Origin of the sequence: Novosphingobium sp., from assembly GCF_049240505.1 — a bacterium.
Lineage (GTDB): Bacteria > Pseudomonadota > Alphaproteobacteria > Sphingomonadales > Sphingomonadaceae > Novosphingobium.
This window is the reverse complement of the sequence record NZ_JBMLSM010000143.1, coordinates 1-24822: the sequence shown is the minus strand read 5'-3', so window position 1 is coordinate 24822 and position 24822 is coordinate 1. Positions and strand designations below refer to the sequence as shown.

General features: G+C 63.2%; 23 protein-coding genes and 1 pseudogene. 7 read left to right on the top strand and 17 right to left on the bottom strand.

Translation table 11 applies throughout. The annotated features are described in order from the left end of the window. Positions 1-30 precede the first annotated feature (30 nt). From ACOVQ0_RS12120 to ACOVQ0_RS12080, 9 genes are all read right to left on the bottom strand, one after another. Entirely contained in the window at positions 31-1182 is a 1152-nt protein-coding gene (locus tag ACOVQ0_RS12120) for a class I SAM-dependent methyltransferase (protein WP_421884788.1), read from the bottom strand. Continuing rightward, the gene (locus ACOVQ0_RS12115; protein WP_421884786.1) at positions 1179-1505 is read right to left on the bottom strand and encodes a hypothetical protein; all 327 of its coding nucleotides are present in this window, start codon (positions 1503-1505) and stop codon (positions 1179-1181) included. The genes ACOVQ0_RS12120 and ACOVQ0_RS12115 overlap by 4 nt, the downstream gene beginning before the upstream one ends. Further along, complete coding sequence (locus ACOVQ0_RS12110; protein ID WP_421884784.1) at positions 1505-1987, bottom strand: (2Fe-2S)-binding protein; 483 nt, start codon at positions 1985-1987, stop codon at positions 1505-1507. The genes ACOVQ0_RS12115 and ACOVQ0_RS12110 overlap by 1 nt, the downstream gene beginning before the upstream one ends. Before the next feature lie 11 nt (positions 1988-1998). Then, positions 1999-4200, bottom strand: coding sequence for a molybdopterin cofactor-binding domain-containing protein (locus ACOVQ0_RS12105; protein ID WP_421884782.1), 2202 nt, complete (start codon positions 4198-4200; stop codon positions 1999-2001). Continuing rightward, positions 4197-5177 (bottom strand): formylglycine-generating enzyme family protein, encoded by a 981-nt coding sequence (locus ACOVQ0_RS12100; protein ID WP_421884781.1) that lies wholly within the window; start codon positions 5175-5177, stop codon positions 4197-4199. Before ACOVQ0_RS12100 ends, ACOVQ0_RS12105 begins: the two co-directional genes overlap by 4 nt. Beyond that, entirely contained in the window at positions 5174-6184 is a 1011-nt protein-coding gene (locus ACOVQ0_RS12095; protein ID WP_421884779.1) for an alpha/beta hydrolase, read from the bottom strand. Before ACOVQ0_RS12095 ends, ACOVQ0_RS12100 begins: the two co-directional genes overlap by 4 nt. Beyond that, positions 6181-6474, bottom strand: a complete 294-nt coding sequence (locus ACOVQ0_RS12090; RefSeq protein WP_421884777.1) for a DUF1330 domain-containing protein — start codon at positions 6472-6474, stop codon at positions 6181-6183. Before ACOVQ0_RS12090 ends, ACOVQ0_RS12095 begins: the two co-directional genes overlap by 4 nt. Before the next feature lie 313 nt (positions 6475-6787). Beyond that, the gene (locus ACOVQ0_RS12085) at positions 6788-7534 is read right to left on the bottom strand and encodes a maleate cis-trans isomerase family protein (RefSeq protein ID WP_421884775.1); all 747 of its coding nucleotides are present in this window, start codon (positions 7532-7534) and stop codon (positions 6788-6790) included. A 107-nt stretch (positions 7535-7641) separates the two neighbouring features. Further along, on the bottom strand, positions 7642-8850 hold the full coding sequence (locus ACOVQ0_RS12080) for an FAD-dependent oxidoreductase (protein WP_421884773.1): 1209 nt from the start codon (positions 8848-8850) through the stop codon (positions 7642-7644). Positions 8851-9167: 317 nt separating this feature from the next. Here ACOVQ0_RS12080 and ACOVQ0_RS12075 point away from each other — a divergent pair, with 317 nt between their 5' ends. Further along, positions 9168-9527 (top strand): endonuclease domain-containing protein, encoded by a 360-nt coding sequence (locus ACOVQ0_RS12075; RefSeq protein ID WP_421884771.1) that lies wholly within the window; start codon positions 9168-9170, stop codon positions 9525-9527. Here the strand turns inward: ACOVQ0_RS12075 and ACOVQ0_RS12070 are convergent. Continuing rightward, positions 9491-10996, bottom strand: a complete 1506-nt coding sequence (locus ACOVQ0_RS12070) for an aldehyde dehydrogenase family protein (protein WP_421884769.1) — start codon at positions 10994-10996, stop codon at positions 9491-9493. The two genes, ACOVQ0_RS12075 and ACOVQ0_RS12070, sit on opposite strands and share 37 nt — an antisense overlap. Positions 10997-11254: 258 nt before the next feature. Between ACOVQ0_RS12070 and ACOVQ0_RS12065 the strand changes: the two genes are divergently transcribed. The 5 genes from ACOVQ0_RS12065 to ACOVQ0_RS12045 all read left to right on the top strand — a co-directional run bounded on the left by ACOVQ0_RS12065 (position 11255) and on the right by ACOVQ0_RS12045 (position 18205). Then, positions 11255-13303 (top strand): hydantoinase/oxoprolinase family protein, encoded by a 2049-nt coding sequence (locus ACOVQ0_RS12065; RefSeq protein WP_421884767.1) that lies wholly within the window; start codon positions 11255-11257, stop codon positions 13301-13303. A 14-nt stretch (positions 13304-13317) separates the two neighbouring features. Then, a complete protein-coding gene (locus tag ACOVQ0_RS12060; protein WP_421884765.1) occupies positions 13318-15177 on the top strand; it encodes a hydantoinase B/oxoprolinase family protein in 1860 nt (619 codons plus the stop codon). Positions 15178-15297: 120 nt separating this feature from the next. Next, positions 15298-16161: an isocitrate lyase/PEP mutase family protein gene (locus ACOVQ0_RS12055; protein ID WP_421884763.1), complete on the top strand. Its 864-nt coding sequence runs from the start codon at positions 15298-15300 to the stop codon at positions 16159-16161. After that, positions 16158-17279, top strand: a complete 1122-nt coding sequence (locus ACOVQ0_RS12050) for a zinc-binding dehydrogenase (RefSeq protein ID WP_421884761.1) — start codon at positions 16158-16160, stop codon at positions 17277-17279. Before ACOVQ0_RS12055 ends, ACOVQ0_RS12050 begins: the two co-directional genes overlap by 4 nt. 134 nt (positions 17280-17413) lie before the next feature. Continuing rightward, positions 17414-18205: an IclR family transcriptional regulator gene (locus tag ACOVQ0_RS12045; RefSeq protein WP_421884759.1), complete on the top strand. Its 792-nt coding sequence runs from the start codon at positions 17414-17416 to the stop codon at positions 18203-18205. Here the strand turns inward: ACOVQ0_RS12045 and mazF are convergent. From mazF to ACOVQ0_RS12010, 7 genes are all read right to left on the bottom strand, one after another. Continuing rightward, the gene (gene mazF / locus ACOVQ0_RS12040; protein ID WP_421884757.1) at positions 18202-18531 is read right to left on the bottom strand and encodes an endoribonuclease MazF; all 330 of its coding nucleotides are present in this window, start codon (positions 18529-18531) and stop codon (positions 18202-18204) included. The genes ACOVQ0_RS12045 and mazF overlap by 4 nt on opposite strands. Next, complete coding sequence (locus ACOVQ0_RS12035; protein ID WP_421884755.1) at positions 18528-18770, bottom strand: AbrB/MazE/SpoVT family DNA-binding domain-containing protein; 243 nt, start codon at positions 18768-18770, stop codon at positions 18528-18530. Before ACOVQ0_RS12035 ends, mazF begins: the two co-directional genes overlap by 4 nt. Before the next feature lie 68 nt (positions 18771-18838). Next, positions 18839-19180 (bottom strand): hypothetical protein, encoded by a 342-nt coding sequence (locus tag ACOVQ0_RS12030; RefSeq protein ID WP_421884753.1) that lies wholly within the window; start codon positions 19178-19180, stop codon positions 18839-18841. Positions 19181-19215: 35 nt separating this feature from the next. Further along, on the bottom strand, positions 19216-20724 hold the full coding sequence (locus ACOVQ0_RS12025) for an aldehyde dehydrogenase family protein (RefSeq protein ID WP_421884751.1): 1509 nt from the start codon (positions 20722-20724) through the stop codon (positions 19216-19218). Continuing rightward, entirely contained in the window at positions 20721-21872 is a 1152-nt protein-coding gene (locus tag ACOVQ0_RS12020) for an FAD-dependent monooxygenase (RefSeq protein WP_421884749.1), read from the bottom strand. The genes ACOVQ0_RS12025 and ACOVQ0_RS12020 overlap by 4 nt, the downstream gene beginning before the upstream one ends. Continuing rightward, positions 21869-22795, bottom strand: coding sequence for a polysaccharide deacetylase (locus tag ACOVQ0_RS12015; protein WP_421884747.1), 927 nt, complete (start codon positions 22793-22795; stop codon positions 21869-21871). Before ACOVQ0_RS12015 ends, ACOVQ0_RS12020 begins: the two co-directional genes overlap by 4 nt. Positions 22796-22903: 108 nt before the next feature. Continuing rightward, entirely contained in the window at positions 22904-24385 is a 1482-nt protein-coding gene (locus ACOVQ0_RS12010) for a flavin monoamine oxidase family protein (RefSeq protein ID WP_421884745.1), read from the bottom strand. A 199-nt stretch (positions 24386-24584) separates the two neighbouring features. Here ACOVQ0_RS12010 and ACOVQ0_RS12005 point away from each other — a divergent pair. Beyond that, a pseudogene (locus ACOVQ0_RS12005) lies at positions 24585-24822 on the top strand (hypothetical protein); the annotation flags it as partial.

Below are 24822 nucleotides of genomic sequence, written 5' to 3'. Positions count from 1 at the left end.
CTAGATGCACCTAGCTGCACCTAAGCGCGATCAAGCCACGCCTGATGCGACGAACCACGACCGGAAAACGCCTTCACTTTCCGGCCCGAAACGGAACGGCCCGCCACGAGCCGCAGGGCTGGTAGCCTGATAGCCGATTTCCACATCCGTGAACCCGGCAGCCTCGAACAGCGCGCGGTAATCCGCCGTCAGCGCGCCGCGCCAGTTGGGTTCGTTGTTGAACTGCGCTTCCAGTTCGCCCGAAAGTTCTACCCAAGGGTCCGAATTGTCGTGGAGCAGCGGCACTTCCAGATGCACCGCCAATCCGCCGGGGCGGAGCAGGCGGCGGCTTTCTTCGACGATGGCCATCGTGGCGGCCTGCGAGGTTTCGTGGAAGACGACGCAGGAGAAAACGAGGTCGAAGCTGGCGTCTGCGAAATCGGTCTTTTCCGCGCTCTGCTGCGAAAAATGCACTGCTGCGCCAAGGTGTTCGGCCCGCGCGTGGGCATAGCGCAGCATGGATGCGCCAACGTCGATGCCGTGGACTTCGGCTTCGGGGAAGCACATCGCGGCGGGCACGGTGCTGGTACCGATGCCGCAACCCATGTCGAGAATGCGCGCAGGCTTGAAATCGGGGAAGCGGGTGAGGACGTGGGCCATTGCGGTCTGCCCGCGCAGGTCGTTGAGCATCCCGCCGTTGCGGCCCAGCATATAGACCGCCCCGCCCCGGTCCATCACCGCGCCCTGCAGCAGCGAGCCATCATCGTGCGCGTTGCCGCCGGGCATCAGGTGAATATCGCCCCGCGCGATATAGGCGGGTTCGATGAAGGCTGGATCGGTGCGGACCGAGCCTTTGGGGTGTTCGATCCGGGCCAGCGCTTCCAGATCATCGGCCTGCCGTTCCACGCTGCGGGCAACGCCGTGCCAAAGCTGGCGCTGGCTTTCGCGCTTGAGAGCGAGCCATGAGCCGAAACTTTCGTGGGTGGCCATCCGCTCACGCAGCGCGGCGGTGCTGTTGGTTTCGGCACCTTCGAGCACCTTGGCTTCCTGCGCCGCGATCTGGCCCTGCACGGGTTCGATCTGTTGCATCACGTAGAGCTTCAGGTCGCGGACGAAAAGCTGTTCGGCCAGTTCATCGTGGCTGGGCACCGCGATCAGCGGATGGGCAAGGCCCGCGCGATCTTCGGACAGTTGCGTGGTCATGCGGCGTCTCCGGCAGAAGTGGTGGCGGCAAGATCCGCCAGCGCGGCTTCGCGCATCGGGCGGAACACCTTGTCTATCGTGGCCAGCCGCACCGCCTCACGCGCAGCAACGGCTGCGGCATCGGGTTCATAGCCATCAATCGCGCCGGGGGTGAGCGCGCCCGATGCTTCAAGCAACCGCTCTGCCGCATCGAGCCGAGCGCGCAGGATGGTGACTTCAGACGTAAGGCCCACGATCATGGCGAGAAGCTGTTCGTCCATCGGCCGCGCGCCATCGATGGCATCGAGCCGGTTGGGGGTGCGGGGCAGCGGTTGGCGAGACATTATGAGGCTTTCCTGTTGGCGGCGGCAGCCAAAATGGCAGCCTGTCGGACGGCGGCGACTATACGCGGATATGTGCCGCAGCGGCAGATATTGGTGATCTGTTCGCGGATCGTGGCTTCCGAGGGATCAGGATCGCGCGCGAGCAGCGCCGCCACCGCCATGATCATGCCGGGCTGGCAATAGCCGCATTGCGGCACTTGCGCTTCGATCCATGCCTGCTGGACCGGGTGCAAGGCCTGCGCCTGTGCGGGTGACAACGCTTCGATGGTGGTGACCTTCCCCGCCCCGACGTCCGACAGCGGAAGCTGGCAACTGCGCACCGCTTCGCCATCCACATGCACGGTGCAGGCCCCGCACGCGCCCACGCCGCAGCCGAACTTGGTGCCGGTAAGGCCAAGCTCTTCGCGCAGCGCCCAGAGCAGCGGGGTATCGGGATCGGCAGGACAATCGCGCTGCTGGCCGTTGACGGTGATCGTTGCCATGCGGGTGTCCTTCAGATTTCGAAGCTGCGCGCGATAGGCAGCGCGCGAATGCGGGCGGCCCCGGCATCGGCAATGGCATTGCACAGCGCGGGCGCGACGACCGGGGTGGAGGCTTCGCCCACCGGGCCGGGGCGCGTGCCGCCGGGGATCAGGGCGATGTCTATGGGTGGCACATCGGCCAGCAGGGGCATCCGATAATCGCCAAAGTTTTCTGCCGTGGGGCGACCATCGGCAAAGTGAACTTCGCCCCAGAGCGCAGCTTGCAGGCCGAAGACGATGCCGCCCGAAATCTGTCCTTCGGTGCTGACCGGATCAATCGCCAGCCCGCAATCGAACGCGCTGGCGATGCGATCGATCTTGAGCGTCTTGCCCTTTACTGTCACTTCGGCGGCGATGGCGCAGAAGCTGTTGTCGGCATAGCTGAACGCAATGCCGCGCCCCTTGCCTTTACCCATGCCCGGCTTGCGCGGCTTCCACCCGATCATGGCGGCAGCCTTTTCCAGCACGGCACGGATGCGGGGCTGGCTTTCCAGCATGGCGAGGCGGAAGGCGAGTTGATCCTGTCCGGCAGCAAAAGCCAGTTCATCGACGAAGGATTCAGCAAAGAAGGCGTTCTGCGACATGGTGACAGAGCGCCAGAAGCCGACGGGCACGGTCAGATCGGTCTTGTGATATTCGATCAGCTTTTGCGGAACGGCATAAGCACCATAGACAAGCTGCGCCGCCGAATTGGCATCGGCCAGCTTTTCAAAGCCCGGCAGCGGCACCTTCTTGTGATAGGCGTTGATGGATTCGCCCGCGATGCGGCTGTGGATGGCCGTGGGGCGGCCCGCATCGTCCAGCGCGGCGACAGAGCGGACCGCGAAGGCCGGGCGAAACTGGTCCATCGCGAAATCCTGTTCGCGGGTCCACACTGTCTTGACCAATCGGCCCGGCGCGGCTTGCGCGGCCTGCACCGCGATTCCGACGAAATCGGTGCCCCATTTGCGGCCAAAGCCGCCGCCCAGAAAGGTGACTTCGACACGGACTTTTTCAAGTGGCAAGCCGGTGAGCCTTGCGCCCATTTCGCGGCTGAGCGCAGGGTCTTGCAATGGCCCACGGATCAGCAGGCCGGTGCCGTCCACCCGCGCGGCGCAGCAGATGGGCTCCATCGTGGCGTGGGCAAGGTGCGGGACTGCGTAGGCGGCCTCAAACTTGCGCGCCGTGCCGGCTAGCGCTTCGGTGACTTTGGCCTTGTCTGCCCACCCCATCTTGGGCGGGAACGCACCGAGATCGAGATTGGGGAACGCGGCGGGTTCTACCGCATCGAAGGCCGATTGCAGCCCCGCACGCAGGGATTCATCCGATAGCCCCGCGATGGGGCTGGCCGTGACATCGAGCGAGACAGTCTGCGCCGCCTTGTGCGCGCGCCAGAACCGGTCTGCCAGAATGGCGACGCCGCCCGCGACCTGCGCGGTGGCGACAACGCCGGGGAGCTTGCGTGCGTCTTCCAGTCCCTTGGCCGTGAAACTGGCTTCGGGATGCGGGGCGAGGACCAGCGCGGCAATCAGCATGTCGGGTTCGGCAACGTCGATGCCGAATGTGGCGGTGCCGGTGACTTTGGCGTGCAAGTCCTTGCGCGGGGTCTTTCCGCCAATGACGGTGAAGTTTGCCGGGTCTTTCAGCGATGGCTTGGCCGGGACGGGCAGCTTTGCCGCTTCGGCCGCAACATCGGCAAAGGACAGCATTTTTGGCCCGCCGGTGATCTGGCCCTTGCTCACGGTCAGCCCTTCCACCGGTACGGCAAGACGAGCAGCGGCGGCCTGCACCAGCATTGCACGCGCGCCTGCGCCAAGGTTGCGCAAGGTGGCGTAATATCCCGTCACGCTCATCGAATTGGCGGTAAGCTGGCGGCGCGCGGCGGGGTTGGAAAACGCGGGGTCTGCCCACGGCAGCAGCACGGTGACCTTCGCGAAATCGCAGTCCAGCTCTTCGGCCACGATCCGGGCCAAAGCCTCCTGCGTGCCCTGCCCCATTTCCGATGACGGCACGACCAGCGTGATCAGGCCATCGGGGGCAATGGACAGCATCGGGCCGAAGCTGGCGGGGCTTTCACCCGTCGCGGCCAGCAACGCCGAAGGGCCGCCCAGCAGCAGCCCGCCCGCACCGATGCCGAGACCGGCTAGAACGCCACGACGGCTGATGTTGACGAGCGGGACTGCGCTATCGGTCATTTGCTGGACTTTGCCGAGAGATCACGTGCTACACGGAAGCCGAAAATCCACGTCACGAGGTCTTCGGGATCGCGCCCGCGCCATGATGTGCGGTTGCGGAAGGGCGCGCTCATCCAGCTGCCGCCGCGCACCGCGCGCCGGGGGCATTCGCCGCTGACTTCATAGGCTGTGCCATCGGTGGGGACGGCGGCGGGATAGGGCGCGAAATAGCAATCCTGCGTCCATTCCCAAACGTTGCCGGTCATGTCGTAAAGCCCGAACGGGTTGGGCTTGTAACGACCCACGGGCGCGACTTCGGCGTGGCCATCGCTGCACTGCGCATGGGGGACGGTCACCGCGCCTTCTGCGGTTGAGAACACCGGCACCGCGCCGCCTTTTGCGCCATCCTGATCATAGATATTGGCATGGGCGCAGGCATCGTCGATGGAATTGCCCCAGTAGTATTCGCCGGGCTTTCCGGCGCGGGCCGCGTATTCCCATTCGGATTCGGTGGGCAGGCGATAGGGCTGGCCGGTCTTCTTCGACAGCCACGCGACATAGGCCTTCGCATCGCGCCACGATACGCAGACCACCGGGATATCGGCCGCGCCCTTGCCCGCGCCCATGCCGGGGTTCAGGTAATCGCCATCGGGCACGATCTCCACCTTGCCGCCCACCAGTGACCGGCACCCTTTGGACGGAACGTGGCCGCTATCGGCGATGAAGCGCGCATACTGGGCGTTGGTCACTTCATAGACGCCGAGTGCGAATGGGCGCTTGATGGTGATCTGGCGAACGGGGCCTTCGGGGCGGCCCTCCTCGCCCGCATCCGCGCCCATCGTGAACGCGCCCGGCGCAATCGCGATCATATCCGGGCAATCCTTGCCGCAATCGTTGAAGCGCGTGCCCGCAGAGATGGGTTTTGCCGGTTTGGCAGGGGCAGCGGTGGCGGTAAGCGCGAGAGCAAGCGCCATGCCGGACAGGAGCTTTACGATCATTTTGCGGCCTTTGGTTTGAGCATACCTTCGGACGCGATCCATGCGTGGAACTGGTCCATCCACAGGTCGGCGGTGTTGCCCTGCGGCTTCATGCCGAAGCCGTGGCCGCCGGTGGCGTAGATGTGCAGTTCGGGGCGGTAATCAGCGTCGTAAAGCGTCTGGTAGAAGCGGCGGAAGCCTTCACCCGCAGCGGTATCGTTCTGTGCCATAACCATGAACAGCGGTGGTAGACGACCGGGTGCGGGCGTGGCGGCGGGGCGCAGCCAGACCTCTTTGGGCGTGCCGGGGGGATAGGGCAGATTGGCCTGCGGCAGCGGCGGCAGTTTGGTGACAAACGGCATACCATAGATCAGCCCGGCAAAGTTGGGGCGGTCCTTTTCATCGGCTTCCAACGCCATCATGCCCGCTACGTGGCCACCAGCAGAAAAGCCGACGACGCCCACGCGCTGCGGATCGATGCCATATTCGGCGGCCCGCGCGCGGATGTTCTTCAGCGTCCGGGTGCCATCGGCGGCGGCAGGTTCGCCCTTCACGCCATCGTTGAAGCGCGGATCGGCGTTGATGCGGGTGCGCATCGCCTCGACACTTTCCCCCGGCAGGCGGGCGATGGTGCGATAGCGCAGAAGGAAGGCGGCGATGCCATGATCCGCCAGCCAGCGCGCGACGGCGCGGCCTTCCTTTTCAATCGAATGGAAGCGGAAACCGCCGCCGGGCGCGACGATCACCGCCGCGCTATTACCCTTGCCCGCTGCGGGCAGGAACGGCTGATAGGTGGGGACGGTGACATTCCAGAGCTGTTCGCCCCACGGATCGCCGGGAGTGGAGACGGTCTGTTCGGCCACGGGCGCGGGCGGGATGCCCGGCCAATCGGCGGCAAGCGGCGGTGTGCCGGGCCAGACCTTGATCGGCGCAAGTTCGCGCACCGCAGATGCGGCGACAGGGGCCTGTGCATGGGCCGGGCTGCCCGACGCAGCAAGCGCCAACGCGGCAAGCGCCAGACGGATCATGCGCCGACCAGCGTCACGTTGATATCGGCCAACCCGGCGCGCAGGGCCTTGGCTTCGGTATATTCGGGCGAGTTGTAGAAGGCCAGGGCGGCTTCGCGGCTGGGCCATTCGGAAACGACGACCGATGCGCCTTCGGCCCCTTCGCCTTCCAGCACCGTGGCACCGGGCGCACGGATGACATAGCGCCCGCCGTGCTGTTCGAGGATCTGGGCCGCCTTTTGCGAATAGCCGCAGGCCATGAAGGCGTCGCGGTCCTTGAGCGTTGCGGTCACGACGAGCCATGCGGCCATTGGGGTATCTCCTGTGCGGTTGCTTGATGCGCAGTCCACACCGGGGGCGGTGTGCCGAACAGGTCTGTCGTGGGGTTATCCGATGGGCGGATTACCTGCCCGGTTAGAGGCCGGGCAGGCGGTAAGGTGTTGAAATACGGAGATCGGTGTTGGCGCTTGTTCCGTTCGCACGGCTTTCCAAACTTCGTCACCCTGAACTTGTTTCAGGGTCCATTTTGCCAATCAAACCGAGGCTATCGGTCGAGAAATGGACCCTGAAACAAGTTCAGGGTGACGGTTTTGGTCTTTGCATTACCGAACGGGAGACAATCGATCAGTATTCCGCCAGCAGGCGGCCCAGTCCGTCGACCTTGTCATCGATGCCGCAAGCGCGCAGGGCGTGCCAATAGGTGGCGGTGTTGATGGCGATGACCGGCTTGGCCAGCTTTGCTTCGTATTCCGCCGCCAGATCGACCATCGACAGGTTGGTGCCGACCTGAACGATGGCGTCCACATCATCGCCATCGAGTTCGGCAATTACGTCACGCAGGCGGTCGGGCGTGACCTTGGCGATATCGGTCCAGCGCTTGCATTCCAGTGGCACGTCGCGCTTTACGGTGAAGCCCGATTCTTCGAGGAAATTGCGAACTTCGGCGTTGGCCACCGGGTAATAGGGCGACACGAAGCTGACGGTTTTTACGTTGCCATAGGCGCGCAGCGCGGCGGCGACCGATTCCGCGCCGGTCGATGCGCCGACGCCAGCGCATTCCTCTACCTGAGCCTTCCATTTGCGGCTGCCTTCGACGCCGCCGTAGAACGTGATGGCCGACATGCCGAGCACGAGATAATCGGGCCTGCATGTCATCACCGAGCGCACCGCGTCCAGCGTGTTTTCGGCAATGGCGGTGGTGCCCGCGATGAAATCCTCGTTCGACAGGGCGAGCGGGTCTTCGACATAGATGCGCGAGAAATGGTTGGTCACGCCATTGGGGCGCATCCGTTCCATATCGGGCTGAACGACGGTGTTGGTGGACGGGGCGATCACGCCCAGCAGCTTGCGCCAACCGAGAACGTCAACCATTGGTAGTCTCCTGTTGCGCGGCGCCTTTGCACCGCGCGGGGTTGAACAGATTTCTCCCCGGCCTGTCTTGGTGACAGGCGCTTTTCTGGCTGTTCAGTTCTTGCGCGTCAGGTAATCGCGGCGGCGTCCTCAAGGCTTTGATACATCGCCTGACGCAGCATGTAGGCGCGGCGGCGGGTATCGTCCTGCTTGATTTCGAGCATGGCATCACGGCGGCGCTGGTGCGCGTCGTCCTGCCCGCCCTTAATCATGGCCATGTTTTCCTTGGTCTGCGTCTGGGTGAAGCTGTGCGTTACCGTGCGGCGCTGACGATCGTAAAGCGCAAGGCCTTCGTCGTTGGTGGTCTGACCCTTCAGGATCGGCAGCAACTTTTCGAACAGGTTGAAGGCATCGTGGATGCCCGAATTCATGCCGAAGCCGCCCAGCGGGTTGTTGAGGTGCGAGGCATCGCCCGCCAGCAGGACGCGGCCTTCGCGGAACGATTTGGCCACGCGCTGATGCACGCGGTAAAGCGTGCGGTGCTTGGTCACCACATCCGCGCCATTGCCGATAAGGCGATCGAAGATGGCGTTCTTGGTGGCATCGGAGCGCAACACGTCATCGCTTTGCGTGCCGTCGGTGGGCACCAGAATGCGCCAGAGCGAAGGCACGCGCAGCAGCACCAGCCATTCCTGCGGATCGGACACATAGTTCACCAGCGCAAGGTTGGGCAGGTGATCGGCCAGTTCCAGTTCGGTGGACAGGCACAGGAAGCGTTCGGGATAAGTGAAGCCATCGAACTCCACGCCCAGCCACTTGCGCACGATCGAATTGGCCCCGTCGGCACCGATCAGATAATCGGCGCGCAGGCGCTCGATGCCGGTCATGGTTTCGATGGCAATGTCCACGCCCGCGCCATCATCGTTGAAGGTCAACAGACGGCTGGAGAAGCGCACCTTGGCGTTGGGATATTGCGCCAGACCTTCAGCCAGCGCGCGCGACAGGTGGTACTGTTCGCACTGAATGCGGAAGGGGTAGCGGGTGACGTCTGCGATCTCGGCAAGGTCGAAATCGATCACTTCGCCCGACTGCCGGTCGCGCCAATGGTAGACGGGCGCCTTCAGCCCCTTTTCCAGAAGCATCGGGGTGATGCCGATCTGATCGAGCATTTCCAGCGTCGGCGGATGGAACGTGGAGGCACGCAGATCCTGCGCGCAGTCCTCGCCCGATTCGATCACAACCACGTCGATGCCCGCCTGGGCCAGAAGCGTCGCCAGGACCGTGCCAACCGGCCCTGCCCCCGCGATCGCTACCTGACACCGTTCAACTGCTGTCATTCGAGCAGACTCCCAATGAAAACTCAGCAATCGGTATGGACGGGCGATTGCGGGGGAGCGGCGTTCAAGGCGGAACTATCCGACTTGCGGTGATTGAGGTGCGTAACGAGAAAGAGTCCCCTCCGTCAGTCACCATGCGGTAACTGCCACCTCCCCATTTGTGCTGCGCAAAAATGGGGAGGATTTAGTAGAACCAATTTCGCAGGGTTTACTCTTGATCCTCCCTGTTTTTCCGAAGGACAAACGGGGAGGTGGCATTCGCGCCAGCGAATGACGGAGGGGTTTTGCCAAGGATAAAGCAGCAGCGGAACGTCGCTTTGGCGCGCAAACTGCGCAGCCAGATGTCGCTGCCCGAAGTGTTGCTGTGGCAGCGGTTGCGACAGTGCGAAACGGTAAAGTTCCGGCGACAGCATCCAGTCGGGAACTATGTTCTCGACTTCTACTGCCCGTCAGCCCGCACCTGCATCGAAATCGATGGGATCAGCCACAACATGGGCGGCAAGCCCCAGCGCGACACGCTACGCGATGCCTGGCTGAAAGATCAGGGGATCAAGGTTATCCGCATTCCGGCTGCTGATGTGCTGCAAAGCGCGGATGATGTGGCAGACGCTATTTTGCGCGCCTGCCACCTGCTACCCGATCAAACCACCGCGCAGACCGTTTTCCATTCGAGGTAGTTGTCCAGCGCCTGTTTGCCGCTGTCACGCCCCCAGCCCGATTGCTTTACGCCGCCGATGGCGAGCGAGGCATCGTACATGGCGTGGCAGTTGATCCAGACGGTGCCTGCCTTGATCGCGCTCGACATGCGGTGGGCATTGCTGAGGCCTTCGGTCCAGACGCTGGCGGCGAGGCCGTATTCGCTGTCGTTGGCGGCGGCGATGACTTCTTCGGCATCGTCGAACGCCTGCGCGACGAGGACCGGGCCGAACACTTCCTCGCGCACGATTTCCATGTCTGGCTTCACGTCAACGACCACGGTGGGCTGGATGAACGCGCCCGATGCGCCGAAGCGTTCGCCGCCGGTGAGCATCGTTGCGCCATCGGCTTTGGCACGGTTGAGAAAACCTTCGACCCGTTCGGCGTGGCGGGCCGAGACGACCGGGCCCATCTGCGTATCGGGGGCGAGGCCGTGGCCCACTTTCAGGCTTTTGGCATAGGCGGCGACGCCTTCGACCACCTGATCGTGGATCGAGCGGTGCACATAGAGGCGCGATCCGGCGATGCAGACCTGACCGCCGTTGAAGAAGATGGCATTGGCCACGCCCGGAATTGCCAGCGCCAGATCGGCATCGGGCATGACGATGGAGGGCGATTTGCCGCCAAGTTCCAGCGTCACGCGCTTGAAATTGGTCTTTGCCGCATCCAGCACCGCGCGGCCCGTTGCCGTGGAGCCGGTGAACGCGATCTTGTTGACCATCGGGTGCGCGGCCAGCGCCGCGCCGGTCTGTCCGCCAAGCCCGGTCACGACGTTGAGCACGCCTGCCGGGACGCCCGCTTCGATCATCAGTTCGGCAAGGCGCAGGGCAGAGAGCGAGGTATCTTCGGCTGGTTTGAGCACCACGGTGCAGCCTGCGGCCAGCGCCGGTGCCAGCTTCATCGCGGTGAGCACCAGCGGCGAGTTCCACGGCACGATGGCCGCAACCACGCCCACCGGTTCGCGCACGGTCCATGTGCGCATCTGCTTGCCCTGCGGCTGATAGTTGATCGAGCTTTCCAGCGTGCTGCCTTCGATCGCCATCGCCTGCCCCGCAAAGAAGCGGAACTGGGCAGCAGCGCCGGGGATTTCGGCCCACCGCCCGACGAACAGCGGCTTGCCCTGATCGAGCGTTTCGATTTCGGCCAGTTCGTCGATGTTCGCTTCGATCAGATCGGCGATCTTCCACAGGATGCGCGCACGCTCTGCCGGGACCGTGGCTTTCCATCTCGAAAGGGCGGCACTGGCTGAGGCCACGGCGGCGTCGACGTCGGCTGCATCGGCCAATGCGATCCTGCCGGTTTCCACACCAGTAGCCGGGTCGAGCGTGGCAAACGTCTGCCCAGCTGCCGATGCCTGCCACTGTCCGTCAACAAGCAGCCCGGTTCCGGTTGCCCGGCGGGACAGAAAGGCCTTTGTCTGCGGGCTGAGGTTATCAAGTTCGAATGACACAGCGATACTCCCTTTGAAGGCCTTACTGACCCAAAACCCGGCGATGGACCATCGGCAGGGGTGCAAAATTCGCAGGGCGGATAACTTCAACAGTCATGGGCACCGAATTGGTCTGCGCAAGCTAGTCCATCGCAATTGCAGCTTGCCATATTGTTATACGAATATATCAATTGGCCAACCGGAATCGCTTCGCCTGCAAGGCCGAAGCTGGTTGCGGAATCGGATCTACGCCTTGTGCGCAACGCCATTGGGGAACTCATGACCTACCGATTGGGAGTCGACGTCGGCGGCACCTTCACCGACCTTCTGCTGTTCAACCAGGAAACCGGCGCGTTCTGGCGCAACAAGACGCCGTCGACACCGCACGACAGTTCGGAAGGCATCCTGAACGGAGTGACCGCGATCTGCGAAAAGGCGGGCATCAGCCCATCCGACGTGGAGTTCTTCCTGCACGGAACCACCGTGGCCACCAACGCCGTGCTGGAAGGCAAAGGCGCGCGCGTGGGCCTGATCACGTCTGACGGATACCGTCAGGTCATGCAGATCGCCCGCAGCTTTGTTCCCGGCGGTCTTGCCGGGTGGATCGTGTGGCCCAAGCCCGTGCCGCTGGCCGCGCTGGAAGACACCATCGAGGTCAAGGGCCGCATGGATGCGCAAGGCAATGAGATTGCCCCGCTGGATGAAGCGCAAGTGCGCGAAGCGTTGACCGCGTTGAAAGACAGTGGCGTTGAAGCGCTGACCATCAGCCTGATGAACGCCTACCTGAACGGTGCGCACGAAACCCGCATTGGCGAGCTGGCAGCGGAAATCATGCCCGGCGTGCCGATGTCGCTTTCCCACGAAGTCCTGCCCGAAATGCAGGAATACGAACGCACGCTGACGACCGTTGCCAACGCCGCTGTGCGCCCGGTGATGCGCAAATATATCCACAACCTGCGCGATAGCCTGCGCGGTGCGGGCATGGCCGGTTCGCTTTCGCTGCTGCGATCCGACGGCGGGCTGATGTCTTCCGAAAAGTCGGAAGAACATCCCGTGTCGCTGCTGATGTCCGGCCCGGCGGGCGGCGTGACCGGCGCAATCTGGGTGGGCCGCAACAGCGGCATCAAGAACATCCTGACGCTGGACGTTGGCGGCACGTCAACCGACGTGGCGCTGATCGAAAACCTTGAAGCGCGCCGCCAGCGGACGACCGAAGTGGGCCACCTTTCGGTGCGCGCATCGGCGCTGGACGTGAAGACGGTGGGCGCAGGCGGTGGCTCCATCGCCTATGTCCCTGAATTGACGGGCGCACTGCGCGTGGGCCCGCAATCGGCAGGCGCGGTTCCGGGTCCGGTTGCCTATAGCAAGGGCGGCACGCTGCCGACCGTGACCGATGCCAACGTGGTGCTGGGATATCTGCCCGAAAACCTGCTGGGCGGCACGTTCAAGCTGGACCGCGAAGGCGCGAAGAAGGCCGTGCAGACCATTGCCGATGCGCTTGGCATCGGGTTGATGGAAGCTGCGCGCGGCATCATCGACATCGTGAACGAAAACATGTTCGGCGCGCTGCGCATGATCTCGGTCCAGCAGGGCTATGACCCGCGTGACTTTGCCGTGATGGGCTTTGGTGGTGCAGGCCCGCTGCACGTCAATGCCGTGGCCAAGCTTATGGGTTCGTGGCCCGCCGTTTCGCCGGTTTCGCCGGGCGTGCTCTGCGCGCTGGGCGATGCGACGACGCGGATGCGCACCGAAACCGCGCGTTCGTTCAGCCGCCGCGTGGACGAGACGGATGAAGCGCAAGTGCTGGCGCTGCTGGATGAAATGGCCGCGCAGACCCGTTCGGAACTGACCGCAGAAGGCATTTCCGACGCCGACGTGACCAGCCAGTTCGAACTCGACATCCGCTACGAAGGTCAGGCCTTCGAAGTGCCGCTTTCGATCGACGCCGAAGTGCTGCGCCGCGATGGATTGAAGGGCGTGACCGACCGCTTCGACGCCGAACACAAGCGCCTGTTCACGTTCAACATGGATTCGGCGCACGAACTGGTGAACCTGCGCGCCGTGGCAATGGGGCCTGCGCTCGATCTGCCCGCCCCCGCGCTGGAACAGGGCGATGGCAACCCCATTGCCGCCAAGGTCCGCGACCATGAACTGTGGGCCGATGGCGCAATGGTGCCTGCGGTAATCTATGACCGTGCGAAGCTGCGCGCCGGAGACATTATTCCCGGCCCGGCCATCGTGACGGAAATGGATTCGACCACGCTTATCGAAGCCGGTTGCACCGGCACCGTCGACCATGTCGGCAACATCCTGATCAATCTCGCCTGAAGGAGCGCCGCACCATGCCCGCACAGATCATCCAGGCCAATGAAACGCCTTTCAACACCGTAGCCGTCGATCCGGTAACGCTCGACATCATCGAGAACGCGCTGCGCAACGCGCGTATCGAGATGGACGCAACGCTTGTCCGCACCGCGATGTCGCCCGGCATCCGCGAACAGGGGGACGCCTTCCCGCTGATCGCCGATCACACCGGCAAGATGATTGTCGGCCAGTTCGGATCGTACATCGGCCCGTTCCTTGACGGGTACGAAGGCACCGTCGAAGACGGCGACCTGATCTTCCTGTCCGATCCCTATTCGGTGCAGGGCGCCATCAGCCACTCGAACGACTGGCTGGTGCTGCTGCCCGTGTTCAAGGATGGCCGCCTGATCGCCTATACATCGATGTTCGGCCACCAGAGCGACATCGGCGGCATGGTGCCCGGATCGATGCCGATCCACGCCACCTCGATCTTCCAGGAAGGCGTGCGCATTCCGCCGGTGAAGATCTGGAAGAAGGGCGAATACAACGAAGACCTGATCAAGCTGGTGATGCACCAGACCCGCACGCCGGACTGGTGCAAGGCCGACCTGAACGCCCTGATCGCATCGTGCCGCGTGGCTGCGCGCCGCGTCTATGAAATGGCCGTGCGCTTTGGCGACGATGTGTTCACATCGGCCACGACCATGCTGCTGGAACGCAATCACCGCGCGATGAAGCAACTGATCCAAAGCTCGATCAGCGAAGACAAGGTCAGCTTTGAAGACTACATCTGCGATGATGGCATGGGCTATGGCCCCTACAAGATCAAATGCACGATGTGGCGCGAAAACGGGCGCGTGGTGCTGGATTTTGCGGGCACCGATCCGCAGAGCCAGGCCTCGATCAACATGCTGCTGAACGAGAACATGATGCGCATGTTCTTTGGCATCTACATGATCATGATCTTCGATCCGCAGATCCTGTTCAACGATGGCTATTATGACCTGATCGATGTGCGCATCCCCGAAGGATCGCTGCTGAAGCCGAAGTTCCCGGCTGCGCTTTCAGGCCGCACCCACGTTCTGGGCCGTCTGTTCGATATTCTGGGCGGGCTGCTGGGCCAGAAGACGCCGGAGTTCCTGAACGCTGCGGGCTTCTCGTCCAGCCCCCACCTGTTCTATGCGGGCACGGACAAGAACGGAAAGTGGTTCCAACTGTTCCAGATCGGCTTCGGCGGCATTCCGGGCCGTCCGCTGGGCGACGGTCCTGATGGGCACTCGCTGTTCCCCGGCTTTACCAACGTGCCGAACGAGTTCCTTGAACGCTACTTCCCGCTGGTGATCGAACGGTACGAAACCGTGGCCGATAGCGGCGGCGCAGGCTTGCACCGTGGCGGCAACGGGATCGACATGGTCTACAAGTTCCTCGAACCCGGCACCATCGCCATCCACGATGACCGCTGGTTCGTGCCGCCGTGGGGCGTGAACGGTGGTGAACCCGGCGCGCGGGCGCGCAAGGTTCTGGTCAAGGCTGATGGCACCGAAGTGGTCGTCGGCAACAAGATCGAGGACTATCCGGTGGAACCGGGTGACCGCCTGCACTTCATCACCTGGGGCGGCGGTGGCTGGGGCGATCCGCTGGAGCGTGAACCGGAACTGCTGGCCAAGGAACTGGCGCAGGGTCTGGTCACCGAAAAGGGCGCTCTGCGTTATGGCGTGGTTCTGAAGGACGGCGCCGTGGATGCGGCGGCTACAGATGCGCTGCGGGCAAAGATGCGCGCCGAGCGGGGCGACGTGGGCGTGTTCAACTTCGGCCCCGATCTGGAAACACTGCGCGCCAATTGCCTTGCCGAAACCGGCCTGCCTGCCCCCAAGGCTCCGCGCTGGGCTAACGTTTAAGTACAAACGCTGCAAGCCCACCCCCAACCCCTCCCGCTTGCGGGAGGGGAGCGAGACTTATCGAACGCAGTGAGATTAGTCGCAGCGGGGTGGGCATTCCAACACACAAGGACCAAATCAGTGGCCAACCCAATCCTCCGCGAGAAGCTGAACGCGGGCAAATTCTTCGTCATTCCCGGCATTCAGGACATGATCACCGCCGTGATCGCCAACAAGGTCGGGTTCGATATCGTTTATGGCACGGGCTACTGGCTGACGGCCTCGGCCTATGGCCTGCCCGATGCCGGGATCGCCACCTACACCGAAATGCGTGACCGGATGGCCACGCTGGTCCGCACCAGCAATGCCGCCGTAATTGCCGATGGCGACACCGGCTATGGCGGGCTGCTGAACGTGCATCACACGGTGAAGGGCTATGAAGCGGCGGGCGTGACCGCGATTCAGATCGAGGATCAGGAATTCCCCAAGAAGTGCGGCCACACCCCGTTCAAGCGCCTGATCTCCACCGAAGACATGGTGGAGAAAATCCAGGTTGCCGTGGACTCACGGGAAAGCGAAGACTTCGTGGTCATCGCCCGCACCGATGCGCGCGAAAGCGAAGGGCTGGACGGTGTGCTGCGCCGGATGGAAGCCTATTCAAAGGCAGGCGCCGACGTGCTGTTCCCCGAAGCGCTGCACAGCGAAGAGGAAATGCGCAAGGCCTGCTCCGTGCTCGACAAGCCCTGCATGGCCAACATGTCGAACCACGGCAAGACGCCGGTTCCGCCTGCAGAAGTGCTGGCCGAGATCGGTTATGGCTATGCCATCTACCCCTCGCTCACCAGCCTTGCTGCCTGTGCGGCGATGGAAAAGGTGCTGCGCGATCTGAAGGACAATGGCATCGGCCAGCCCGATGGCCTGTTCGATTTCAGCGAGTTCTGTTCGCTGATCGGCTTCGAAGACGTGTGGGCGTTTGAAAAAAAGTGGGGCAAGGTTCCTGCATGACCACCCGCAAGATCGCCGCCGCCGTTCTGAACCAAAGCGGCAATAACCCCGCGCCATATGCGGAAAACAAGCCGCTTGAGGTAAAGACGCTGGACCTTGCCGATCCTAAGCCCGGCGAGGTTCTGGTGCGTATCGATGCGGCGGGATTGTGCCATTCGGACCTTTCCGTGATCAATGGTGACCGCCCGCGCCCCATGCCTATGACGTTGGGGCATGAGGCTGCCGCCACCGTGCTGGCGCTTGGCGATGCGGGCGACGGTTCGTTGGCCGTGGGTGACCGGGTGGTGCTGGTGTTCCTGCCTTCGTGCGGGCACTGCGTGGCCTGCGCATCCGGGCAGGGTTATCTGTGTGCGAACGGTGCCGCCGCCAATGGCAAGGGCGAACTGATGCAGGGCGGATCGCGGCTTTCGTGTGATGGGCAGGACGTTCATCATCACTTGGGCGTGTCGGCCTTTGCCACGCAGGCCGTGGTCGATCGCCGTTCCGTGGTGAAGATCGACAAGGACATTCCGCCCGAAACCGCCGCGCTGTTTGGCTGCGCCGTGCTGACGGGCGTGGGCGCGGTGATGAATACGGCTGCCGTCCGCCCCGGCGAATCGGTGCTGATCTATGGGCTTGGCGGCGTTGGCCTTGCCGCGCTGCTGGGCGCGCTGGCGGCAGGGGCGCAGCCTGTGGTGGCGGTCGACCCTTCGCCCGAAAAGCGCGCGCTGGCGCTGGAACTGGGCGCCGCCGCTGCGGTCGCGCCGGGTGAGGACGAAGCGCTGTTCGGCACCGACGTGGTGATCGAAACCGTGGGCAAGGCCGCCGTGCTGGCCCATGCCTACAAGGCAGCGAAGCGCGGCGGTCGGATTGTTACCGTGGGCCTGCCCAATCCTTCTGAAATGCTTGAAATCAATGCACTTTCTCTTGTGGCAGAGGGCAAGACGCTGATGGGCAGCTATATGGGATCGTCCATCCCGTCGCGCGATATCCCGCGCTATATCGCGCTGTGGCGCGCAGGACGGATGCCGGTGGAAAAGCTGCTGACCTCTGTCAGTCCGCTGGAGGAAATCAACGAGCTGATGGACAAGCTGGCACAAGGCAAGGCCGTGCGGCAGGTGATCGTGCCCGCCTGGTGAGGTCCGGGCATACTGAATGTTCCGTTTTTGAGACCATTTTATCCGACAGGCGGATAATCGCTTGAACAATTCGGTCATATGACATTCTCTTGGCAGTCTGCGTGAAAGCACAGATGCCAAGGGGAGTCGTTGACATGGAAAAAGGCGTTCCGATCCGTTCTATCACGCGGTCCATTGCTGCCCTGAAGGCGATCAACCGCCACGGTTCGCTGTCGATGATGGAAATCGCCAAGTCGGCCGAAGTCCCCTACCCCACCGCCTGCCGCATCGTGCAGACCCTGCTTTACGAAGGGCTGATCGAGCAGGAGCCTTCACGCAAACGCTACCGCGCCACCGCGCTGGTGCAAACGCTGGCCACCGGATTCCAGCATGACGATGAACTGGTCCGCGTCGCCCGCCCCCACATCGTCGGGCTGACCGCGCGCGTTGGCTGGCCCGTCTCGATCGCCATTCGCGTGGGCCGCGAAATGATGTTGCGCGACAGCACCCACGCCAATTCCTCACTCACCTTCGAACACTATTACCCCGGCTTTACCCTGCCCATTCTGGACAGCGCATCGGGCAAAGTCTCGATGGCCTTTGCCGACCCTGATGAGCGCGAGATGATCCTGCGCTTCATGCGCGTTTCGCAGGATATCGATCTGAACTACCTCGCCACCGCCGAAGTCAGCCTTGATGTGGAACGTATCCGCGCCGATGGCTATGCCATGCAGGGCCGCAACCACTTCAACCTGACGCCGGGCAAGACCTCGTCCATCGCGGTTCCCATCTTCCGCAACGGCCACTTCGAAGCGGCGATGACGATGGTGTTCTTCGTGGCCGCGATGAAACTTTCGGCCGCGCTGGAAATGTATCTGGAAGACCTGAAAGCCACCGCCGCCGCCATCAGCCACGATCTATCGAACGCGCCGATGGGGAACGCCTAGAAAATCAGGGTTCTGAGCTTGGCGCGCACTTCGGCGAGGATCGCTTCGGGAACCTTGCCTTTGTGCACTGCCTTGCGCGCGCGCCAGTCCAGTGCCTTGATCTGGTCGGCCAGCACCGCGCTGGGCGGATCGTCGCTGACGACCACCTCGAACGGGTAGCCCTTGATCCGCGATGTCATGGGGCAGCAGAGCATCATGCCCCGCGCCTTGTTATAGCGCTGCGGGGACAGCACCAGCGCTGGCCGGTGGCCTGCCTGTTCATGCCCCGCCTGCGGATCGAACTGCAGCCAAACCACATCGCCTGCAGCCGGAACATAGGCGCTCACCAGGCTTCACCGCCCACTGGCGCGCCAAAATTCACATCGTCAGGGAATGTCTCCGGCGTCATCGCGGACAGCAGATCGTCCAGATCGAATTGCGGTTCGGCAATCGGCTCGATAATCACGCGCCCGCCTTCTTCACGCACATCAACCGCCTGATCGATCCTGAGCGATGCTGCGGCAAGCACAGACGCGGGTATGCGCACCGATGCGCTGTTGCCCCACTTTTTCACCTGCACTTGCATCGCGCCGCTCCATGTATCGACATTTGTGATACATAAGCCTTCAGGGCGTGAAAGTCAAAGCCGCCCGATCACCGCTGCTTTTTTGCAATCGTGGCGGTGAAATCGGGGTCTTTGTTGGCTACCCAATCGACGAATTTGCGCACGGCCGGATTGTCGAGCAGTTTCTGCACGTCCATGCCGATGCGCTGCAGTTCGGAATTGGTGAAGTTCACCGTCAGGGTCTGCTGGCAGATGCCGTGCATCGGCACCGTATCGCGCCCGCCCCGGCTTTTGGGGATCGGGTGATGCCACACGATCGCGCTGCCGGTGGGTCGCCCGCATAGCCAGCACGGCACGGGCGGCGGCGGGGCTTCGTCTTCGGCGGTATCGAAATCGTCGTAACGACCGTGTTTGGAATGCTTGCGGGCCATGTCTTGCGCCTTACAGCAACCTGGCCCGCGCGCAATCAAAGCCGTGCGGTGACGGCTTTGGTTTCCAGATAGGCGTCCAGCCCTTCCTGCCCGAATTCGCGGCCCCAGCCCGATTGGCCATAGCCGCCGAACGGGATGTTGGTGCCCACCGCGCCGTGGCAGTTGATCGAGACGTGGCCGGACCGGATGCGCTTGACCATGCGGTGCGCGGTAGAAAGATCGCGCGTCCACACGCTGCCTGACAGGCCATAGGGCGTATCGTTGGCCAGCGCTGCGATGGCGTCCAGATCGTCGGTCTCGATCTTCTGCACCGCCATGACCGGGCCAAAGATTTCCTCGCGCATCAGCGGCATGGCATTGTCGCAGCCCGTGAAGATCGTGGGCTGGATGAAGTTGCCGGGGCGATCCAGCTTTTCCCCGCCCGCCACCAGCGTCAGTCCATCGGCCTTGGCGCGATCGATATAGCCCATGACCTTGGCGGCGTGGGCATCGGAAATCATCGGTCCTTGCATCGTGGCGAAATCGAGGCCGTGGCCCAGCGTCATCTGCGCGGCGAAAGCAGCAAGGCCTTCCATCAGTTCATCGTGAATGGCTGCGTGCGCGAAGATGCGCGTGCCAGCCATGCAGTTCTGCCCCTGCAGGAAGAACGTGGCCATCGCCACGCCGGGAACGGCCAGCGCCAGATCGGCATCAGGCATGACCACGACCGGGCTTTTGCCGCCGAGTTCGAGGCTGACTTTCTTGAGATTGCCGAGCGCCGCCATCACGATCTTGCGGCCCGTGGCGGTGGAGCCGGTGAACGAGATCTTGTCCACGCCGGGATGTTCGGCCAGTGCCTGCCCCGCTTGCGCACCAAGCCCGTTGACGATGTTGACCACGCCCGCCGGAATGCCCGCTTCAAGGATCATCCGCCCCAGCGCGAGCGCGGACAGCGGCGTCTCTTCCGAAGGCTTCATCACCACGGTGCAGCCAGCGGCCAGCGCCGGCGCCAGCTTGAGGATCGCGGTGGACAGCGGCACGTTCCACGGCACGATCTGGCCTGCGACACCCACAGGTTCGCGCAGGGTATAGGTCAGCGCCTCGGTTTCTGCCGCGATATGGCGCGGGGGGGCGATGGTGGTGCCTTCGATTCGCATGACCGCGCCTGCATAGTAGTCGATCATCTCGACGCAGTTGGCGGTGGTGAGGCCCGCGATGAAGCGCGGCATTCCGTTGTCGATCACATCGAGTTCGGTCAACAGCGTGGCGTTGGCGTCCATCACGCGCGCCAGCCTGTGCAGCAGCGCGGTGCGTTCGGCCACGGTCATGCGGCCCCACGGCCCTTCGAACGCGGTGCGCGCGGCCTGAACCGCGCGGTCGATTTCTGCTGCCCCGCCGGTCTGGAACGTTGCCAAGACAAGACCGGTTGCCGGATCGCGCGTTTCAAGCTGCCCTGAACCTTCGACCCATTCGCCGCCGATCAGCAGACGGTGTGTTTCCCCGAGGAAACGTTCCGTCTCAGGCGCTATCTGGTTGCCGTCAAACGGAATTGGTCGCTCGCTCATACCTCGACAGTCCTCGGATCATAGGTGAAAAGGCCAAGCGATTCCTCGTCCTTCATCTGGCCAAGGCCGAACAGATCGGTATCCTGCCCCTGCATCCGGTCGGCATTGGCATTGGATTCCTGCTGAATGAAGGTGGCGCGTTCGTGGCGTGCCTTTTCATAGCGGGCCAGGCCTTCTGCCGCAGAGTCAGCCGCCACCAGCGCGCGGGTGAGGACGATGGCATCCTCGATCCCGCAAGCCGCGCCGTGGCCAAGGAAAGGCGTCATCGCGTGGGCGGCATCGCCCAGCAGGGTGACGTTGCCGTCCAGCACCCATGTCGGCATCGGTTTGCGCGCGTTGATCGCCCACTTGAACATGGGCTGCTGCACGGCGGCGGCCAGCATTCGCTGCGCATCGTCGCACCAGTGGCCATAGATCGATTGCAGTTCGTCCGGGTCGGCGGGCGTCATCCAGCCTTCCTCGTTCCAGCCTTCCTGGCGGGCGAAGAACACGAAGTTCATCACTTTCGATCCGCGCACGTTATAGCGATTGAGCATCGCGCCGGGGCCGATGATGATGCCGGGGAAGTCTGACAGATCCTGAATTTCGGGCGTGACCGGCACAAGGCAGCGCCATGCCACGTGGCCCGTGAAATGCGGCGCATCATCGCCAAAGCGCTGGCGGATCACGCTTTTCACGCCATCGGCGCCGATCAGCACATCGGCAGAGAACTGGCGGCCATCGGCCAGCGTCACGGTGGTGCCTTCGCTGGAGACGACCTGTGCCCCGGCGATCATTTCCACGCCCGCACGCTCTGCCGCGCTGGTCATCACGCCATGCAGGTCGGCCCGGTGGACGGTGATGTAGGGCGCGCCATATTTCTCGCGCTGGGTAGAGCGGTCCATCGCCACCAGCGTGCGCCCGTCCTGCCAGTGCTGGATGCGCTGGCGCGTGGGTTCCACCGCGACCGCCGCCGCTTCTTCGCAGATGCCGATGAAATCGAGGCCCTTCATCGCGTTGGGCGTCAGCGTCAGCCCTGCGCCGATTTCACCGAACTGCGGTGCGGATTCCAGCAGGGTCACCTTGAAGCCCTGCTGCGCCAGCGCGGCAGAAGCGGTCATCCCCGCAACGCCGCCGCCCACGATCAGGATGGTTTCGGGCTTGCTCACTTCACGCCGCCTTCAAGCTGGCCGGGAATGTGGCTTTCGTGGTTGGCGAGATACCATTCCGCGATCTCCTCGCGCGTGGCCCACCACACGCCGGGAAGCGACTTTGCGTGTTCGATGAATTCGCGCAAGGCACGCACACGATGGGCACGGCCCGATACGTGCGGGTGCAGGCCAAGGTTCATGATGCGGCCCGTCTTTGCCCCTTCGGCATAGAGCACGTCCAGTTCCTCGATCAGCGCATCGCGGTATTCGTTGGTGGTGTAGTTCTTGCGTGTGATAAAGGTGAAGTCGTTGATTTCGTTGCTGTATGGCACCGAAACGATTGGCCCGTTGGGCGTCTTCAGCAGATAGGGCTGATCGTCGTTCATGATGTCGCAGTAGAAGGTGCAGCCATATTCGGCGAGGATGTCTGCCGTCTGCATCGTTCCGCGAAGCGAGGACGAAAGCCAGCCCTTGCTCTTGCGCCCGGTGAACTTTTCGAACTGTTCAAGGCTGCGCAGGATGATGTCGCGCTCTTTTTCGGGCTGGTGCGCAAAGCTGGTCAGCAGTTCGCCCTGTTCCCAGTTGTGGGTCAGCAGTTCCCAGCCGCGTTCCAGCACCGCATCGGTCATCGCCTTGCGCCGTTCGAACGTGACCGCGTTGGTGGTGCAGCTTGCCTTGACGCCCAGTTCGTCGAACAGATCGATCAGCCGCCACAGGCCAACCCGCTGGCCATATTCGCGCCAGGTGAAGTTGGGGAAATCGGGCGTGTTGCCCGGCAGCACGTCGGGCAGAATGGCCGGACCGCCTGCGTAATAGGGTTTGTCGGTGTCCTTGGTCAGATCCCACGTTTCAAGGTTGAACGTCAGGATCAGCGCCACGCGCGCGCCATTCGGCCAGATCAGCGGCTTGCGGTGCGGCAGGGGGATGTAATCGTATTCCATTGACACTCTCGCTTTGTGGCTCGGCAGAACGAGCAATCGATCAGTTATGCTTGCCGCTCATCGGTGACGTGCACTGTCACCGCCATACGCCAAGTCCCGCAGGTTGCCTCAGGCGTCCAGCACTTCCAGCACCGCGCGTTCGGCCGATTCCATCGCGCCTTCAAGCCCACGCGCGTTGGTGGCGGTGTGTTCGCCGCAGAAGTGGATCGCGCCGGCGGGCTTGGCCATATCGTTGGCCAGTTTCACCTGTCCGGGCGCAAGGTAGGACACATCGCCGCCGTTGAAACGTTCCTGCGCCCACGAAAAGAACGAGTGCGCGCGGATCTTGCCCTTGGCAGCAGGGCGCAGCGATTCAATCCGTGAAACGACCATCGCCTTGACCGTTTCCGGGGCCATCGCATCCCAATACTGCGCCAGATTGCCGCGCGCCTGTGCCAGCAGGCCGGTGATCTGCGCCGGATCATCGCCAAAACGCTGGATCATCACGTTGCCGAGCAGGCCATCGGTCCACATCGCGGGTGAAAGGCCGTCCTGCTCCCAAAATGGGGTTTCGGCGGTGACGAAGACCATCGAGATCGACTGATAGCCAAGCTGCGCCACCGCTTCGGCCTGATTTCCGGTAAGGCCGGGTTCGATGGCAACATGGCGCAAGGCGGAAAACGGCAGGGTGCAGATCACCTTACGCGCGGTGTGCGTGGTGCCATCGGCGCAATGGACGGTCACGCCGCTGCCGTTCTGCACGACCCCGCGGACTTCGGTATTCAGGAGGATATCGCCCTTGATCTGCTTGGCCAGCGCCATCGGCAGCAGCAGGTTGCCGCCCTTTACCGCCAGCGATTCAGGCCCCGCAGCCGACATCGTCCTGACGAAACCATCGTTGTATTCCATCATCAACGCCGACAGCCCATAGGCGTTATTGCCGTAATAGGGCGCAATATCGTTGCACAGGTGGATTGCGGCGTCGGACAGGCCCAGTTCGCGCAGGCGCGCGTGGAGCGATATATCGAGCGCGGCGGATTCCGGCGCGTTCCAATCGGTCCAGTCGGCAAGGCGATTGTTCTTGGCGATCAGGGTGAATACCAGTTCGCCCGGCATCATGTTGCGGTACTGTTCAGGGAAAGGATTGCCGGGGAAGCGCGCCCATTCCTCGCGCGTCATGGCCTTGTCCCCGATATAGAGCAGCGGCGGCGGCCCCATGCGCCAGCGCGCGCCCACTTCCTGCAGTTCCACCCCGGCACGGGCAGCGGCATCCATGCCCCGGCCATATCCGGCGGCCATCGAATTGAAGCCCATTTCGGGATAGCCCGGCTGATCCAGCAGCGTCATGACCCGGCCACCAACGCGACCGCGCGCCTCAAGGATGCGAACCTTCTGCCCCTGCTCTTCCAGCAGGTGCGCAGCGTGAAGGCCCGAAATGCCCGCGCCAAGGATGATCACATCAAGCTGGGTCGAGGTTGCGGCAGGCGCGGCTTTGGGCGCCTTCTTCTTGCGCGTGGCGGCGCTTGCGGGCGCGGCGCTGGCAATCCCCGCCACTGCGCCAATCCCGGCAAGAGCCATGCTGCCCGTGAAGCTGCGCCTGTCCATGCCCATGAAGCCGTCCTGCCTTGCTGAATTGCCGTAATCGTTCAGCCCCTTTGATGACCGTCGATCTCCACGCAACCTATCCGTTCACGCGCGCTCGCCACCAGTCGGATAATCGCGCACGGGATTCGGAAAACCTGAGGCGCGCAGATAGTCTGCGCAAGACAAGGATTTGCCACGAAACGAAAGGCTGGCCAGAGCGATGCCGATGGATTCGATTCTGAAGATGGGCCGCGCCGCGCTGGCCGGATGCCTGATGCTGGCTGCAGCCACCGTGCCCCAGATGGCTGTAGCGCAGGCCCAAGCACAGACGGCACCTGCTGCTGTGGCGGCGCCCCCCTATCTTACCGTGGCGCAACTGCGGAAGCTCTATGCCGACAAGCAGAGCCGTTATGTGACCATCGGCGGGCTGAAAATCCATTACAAGGACGAAGGCCCACGCAACG

Excerpts from the sequence above, each read along its gene's own strand:
- ACOVQ0_RS12120 (WP_421884788.1), bottom strand. The coding sequence starts at position 1,182 with ATGACCACGCAACTGTCCGAAGATCGCGCGGGCCTTGCCCATCCGCTG.
- ACOVQ0_RS12115 (WP_421884786.1), bottom strand. The coding sequence starts at position 1,505 with ATGTCTCGCCAACCGCTGCCCCGCACCCCCAACCGGCTCGATGCCATC.
- ACOVQ0_RS12110 (WP_421884784.1), bottom strand. The coding sequence starts at position 1,987 with ATGGCAACGATCACCGTCAACGGCCAGCAGCGCGATTGTCCTGCCGAT.
- ACOVQ0_RS12105 (WP_421884782.1), bottom strand. The coding sequence starts at position 4,200 with ATGACCGATAGCGCAGTCCCGCTCGTCAACATCAGCCGTCGTGGCGTT.
- ACOVQ0_RS12100 (WP_421884781.1), bottom strand. The coding sequence starts at position 5,177 with ATGATCGTAAAGCTCCTGTCCGGCATGGCGCTTGCTCTCGCGCTTACC.
- ACOVQ0_RS12095 (WP_421884779.1), bottom strand. The coding sequence starts at position 6,184 with ATGATCCGTCTGGCGCTTGCCGCGTTGGCGCTTGCTGCGTCGGGCAGC.
- ACOVQ0_RS12090 (WP_421884777.1), bottom strand. The coding sequence starts at position 6,474 with ATGGCCGCATGGCTCGTCGTGACCGCAACGCTCAAGGACCGCGACGCC.
- ACOVQ0_RS12085 (WP_421884775.1), bottom strand. The coding sequence starts at position 7,534 with ATGGTTGACGTTCTCGGTTGGCGCAAGCTGCTGGGCGTGATCGCCCCG.
- ACOVQ0_RS12080 (WP_421884773.1), bottom strand. The coding sequence starts at position 8,850 with ATGACAGCAGTTGAACGGTGTCAGGTAGCGATCGCGGGGGCAGGGCCG.
- ACOVQ0_RS12065 (WP_421884767.1), top strand. The coding sequence starts at position 11,255 with ATGACCTACCGATTGGGAGTCGACGTCGGCGGCACCTTCACCGACCTT.
- ACOVQ0_RS12060 (WP_421884765.1), top strand. The coding sequence starts at position 13,318 with ATGCCCGCACAGATCATCCAGGCCAATGAAACGCCTTTCAACACCGTA.
- ACOVQ0_RS12050 (WP_421884761.1), top strand. The coding sequence starts at position 16,158 with ATGACCACCCGCAAGATCGCCGCCGCCGTTCTGAACCAAAGCGGCAAT.
- ACOVQ0_RS12045 (WP_421884759.1), top strand. The coding sequence starts at position 17,414 with ATGGAAAAAGGCGTTCCGATCCGTTCTATCACGCGGTCCATTGCTGCC.
- ACOVQ0_RS12035 (WP_421884755.1), bottom strand. The coding sequence starts at position 18,770 with ATGCAAGTGCAGGTGAAAAAGTGGGGCAACAGCGCATCGGTGCGCATA.
- ACOVQ0_RS12030 (WP_421884753.1), bottom strand. The coding sequence starts at position 19,180 with ATGGCCCGCAAGCATTCCAAACACGGTCGTTACGACGATTTCGATACC.
- ACOVQ0_RS12025 (WP_421884751.1), bottom strand. The coding sequence starts at position 20,724 with ATGAGCGAGCGACCAATTCCGTTTGACGGCAACCAGATAGCGCCTGAG.
- ACOVQ0_RS12015 (WP_421884747.1), bottom strand. The coding sequence starts at position 22,795 with ATGGAATACGATTACATCCCCCTGCCGCACCGCAAGCCGCTGATCTGG.
- ACOVQ0_RS12010 (WP_421884745.1), bottom strand. The coding sequence starts at position 24,385 with ATGGGCATGGACAGGCGCAGCTTCACGGGCAGCATGGCTCTTGCCGGG.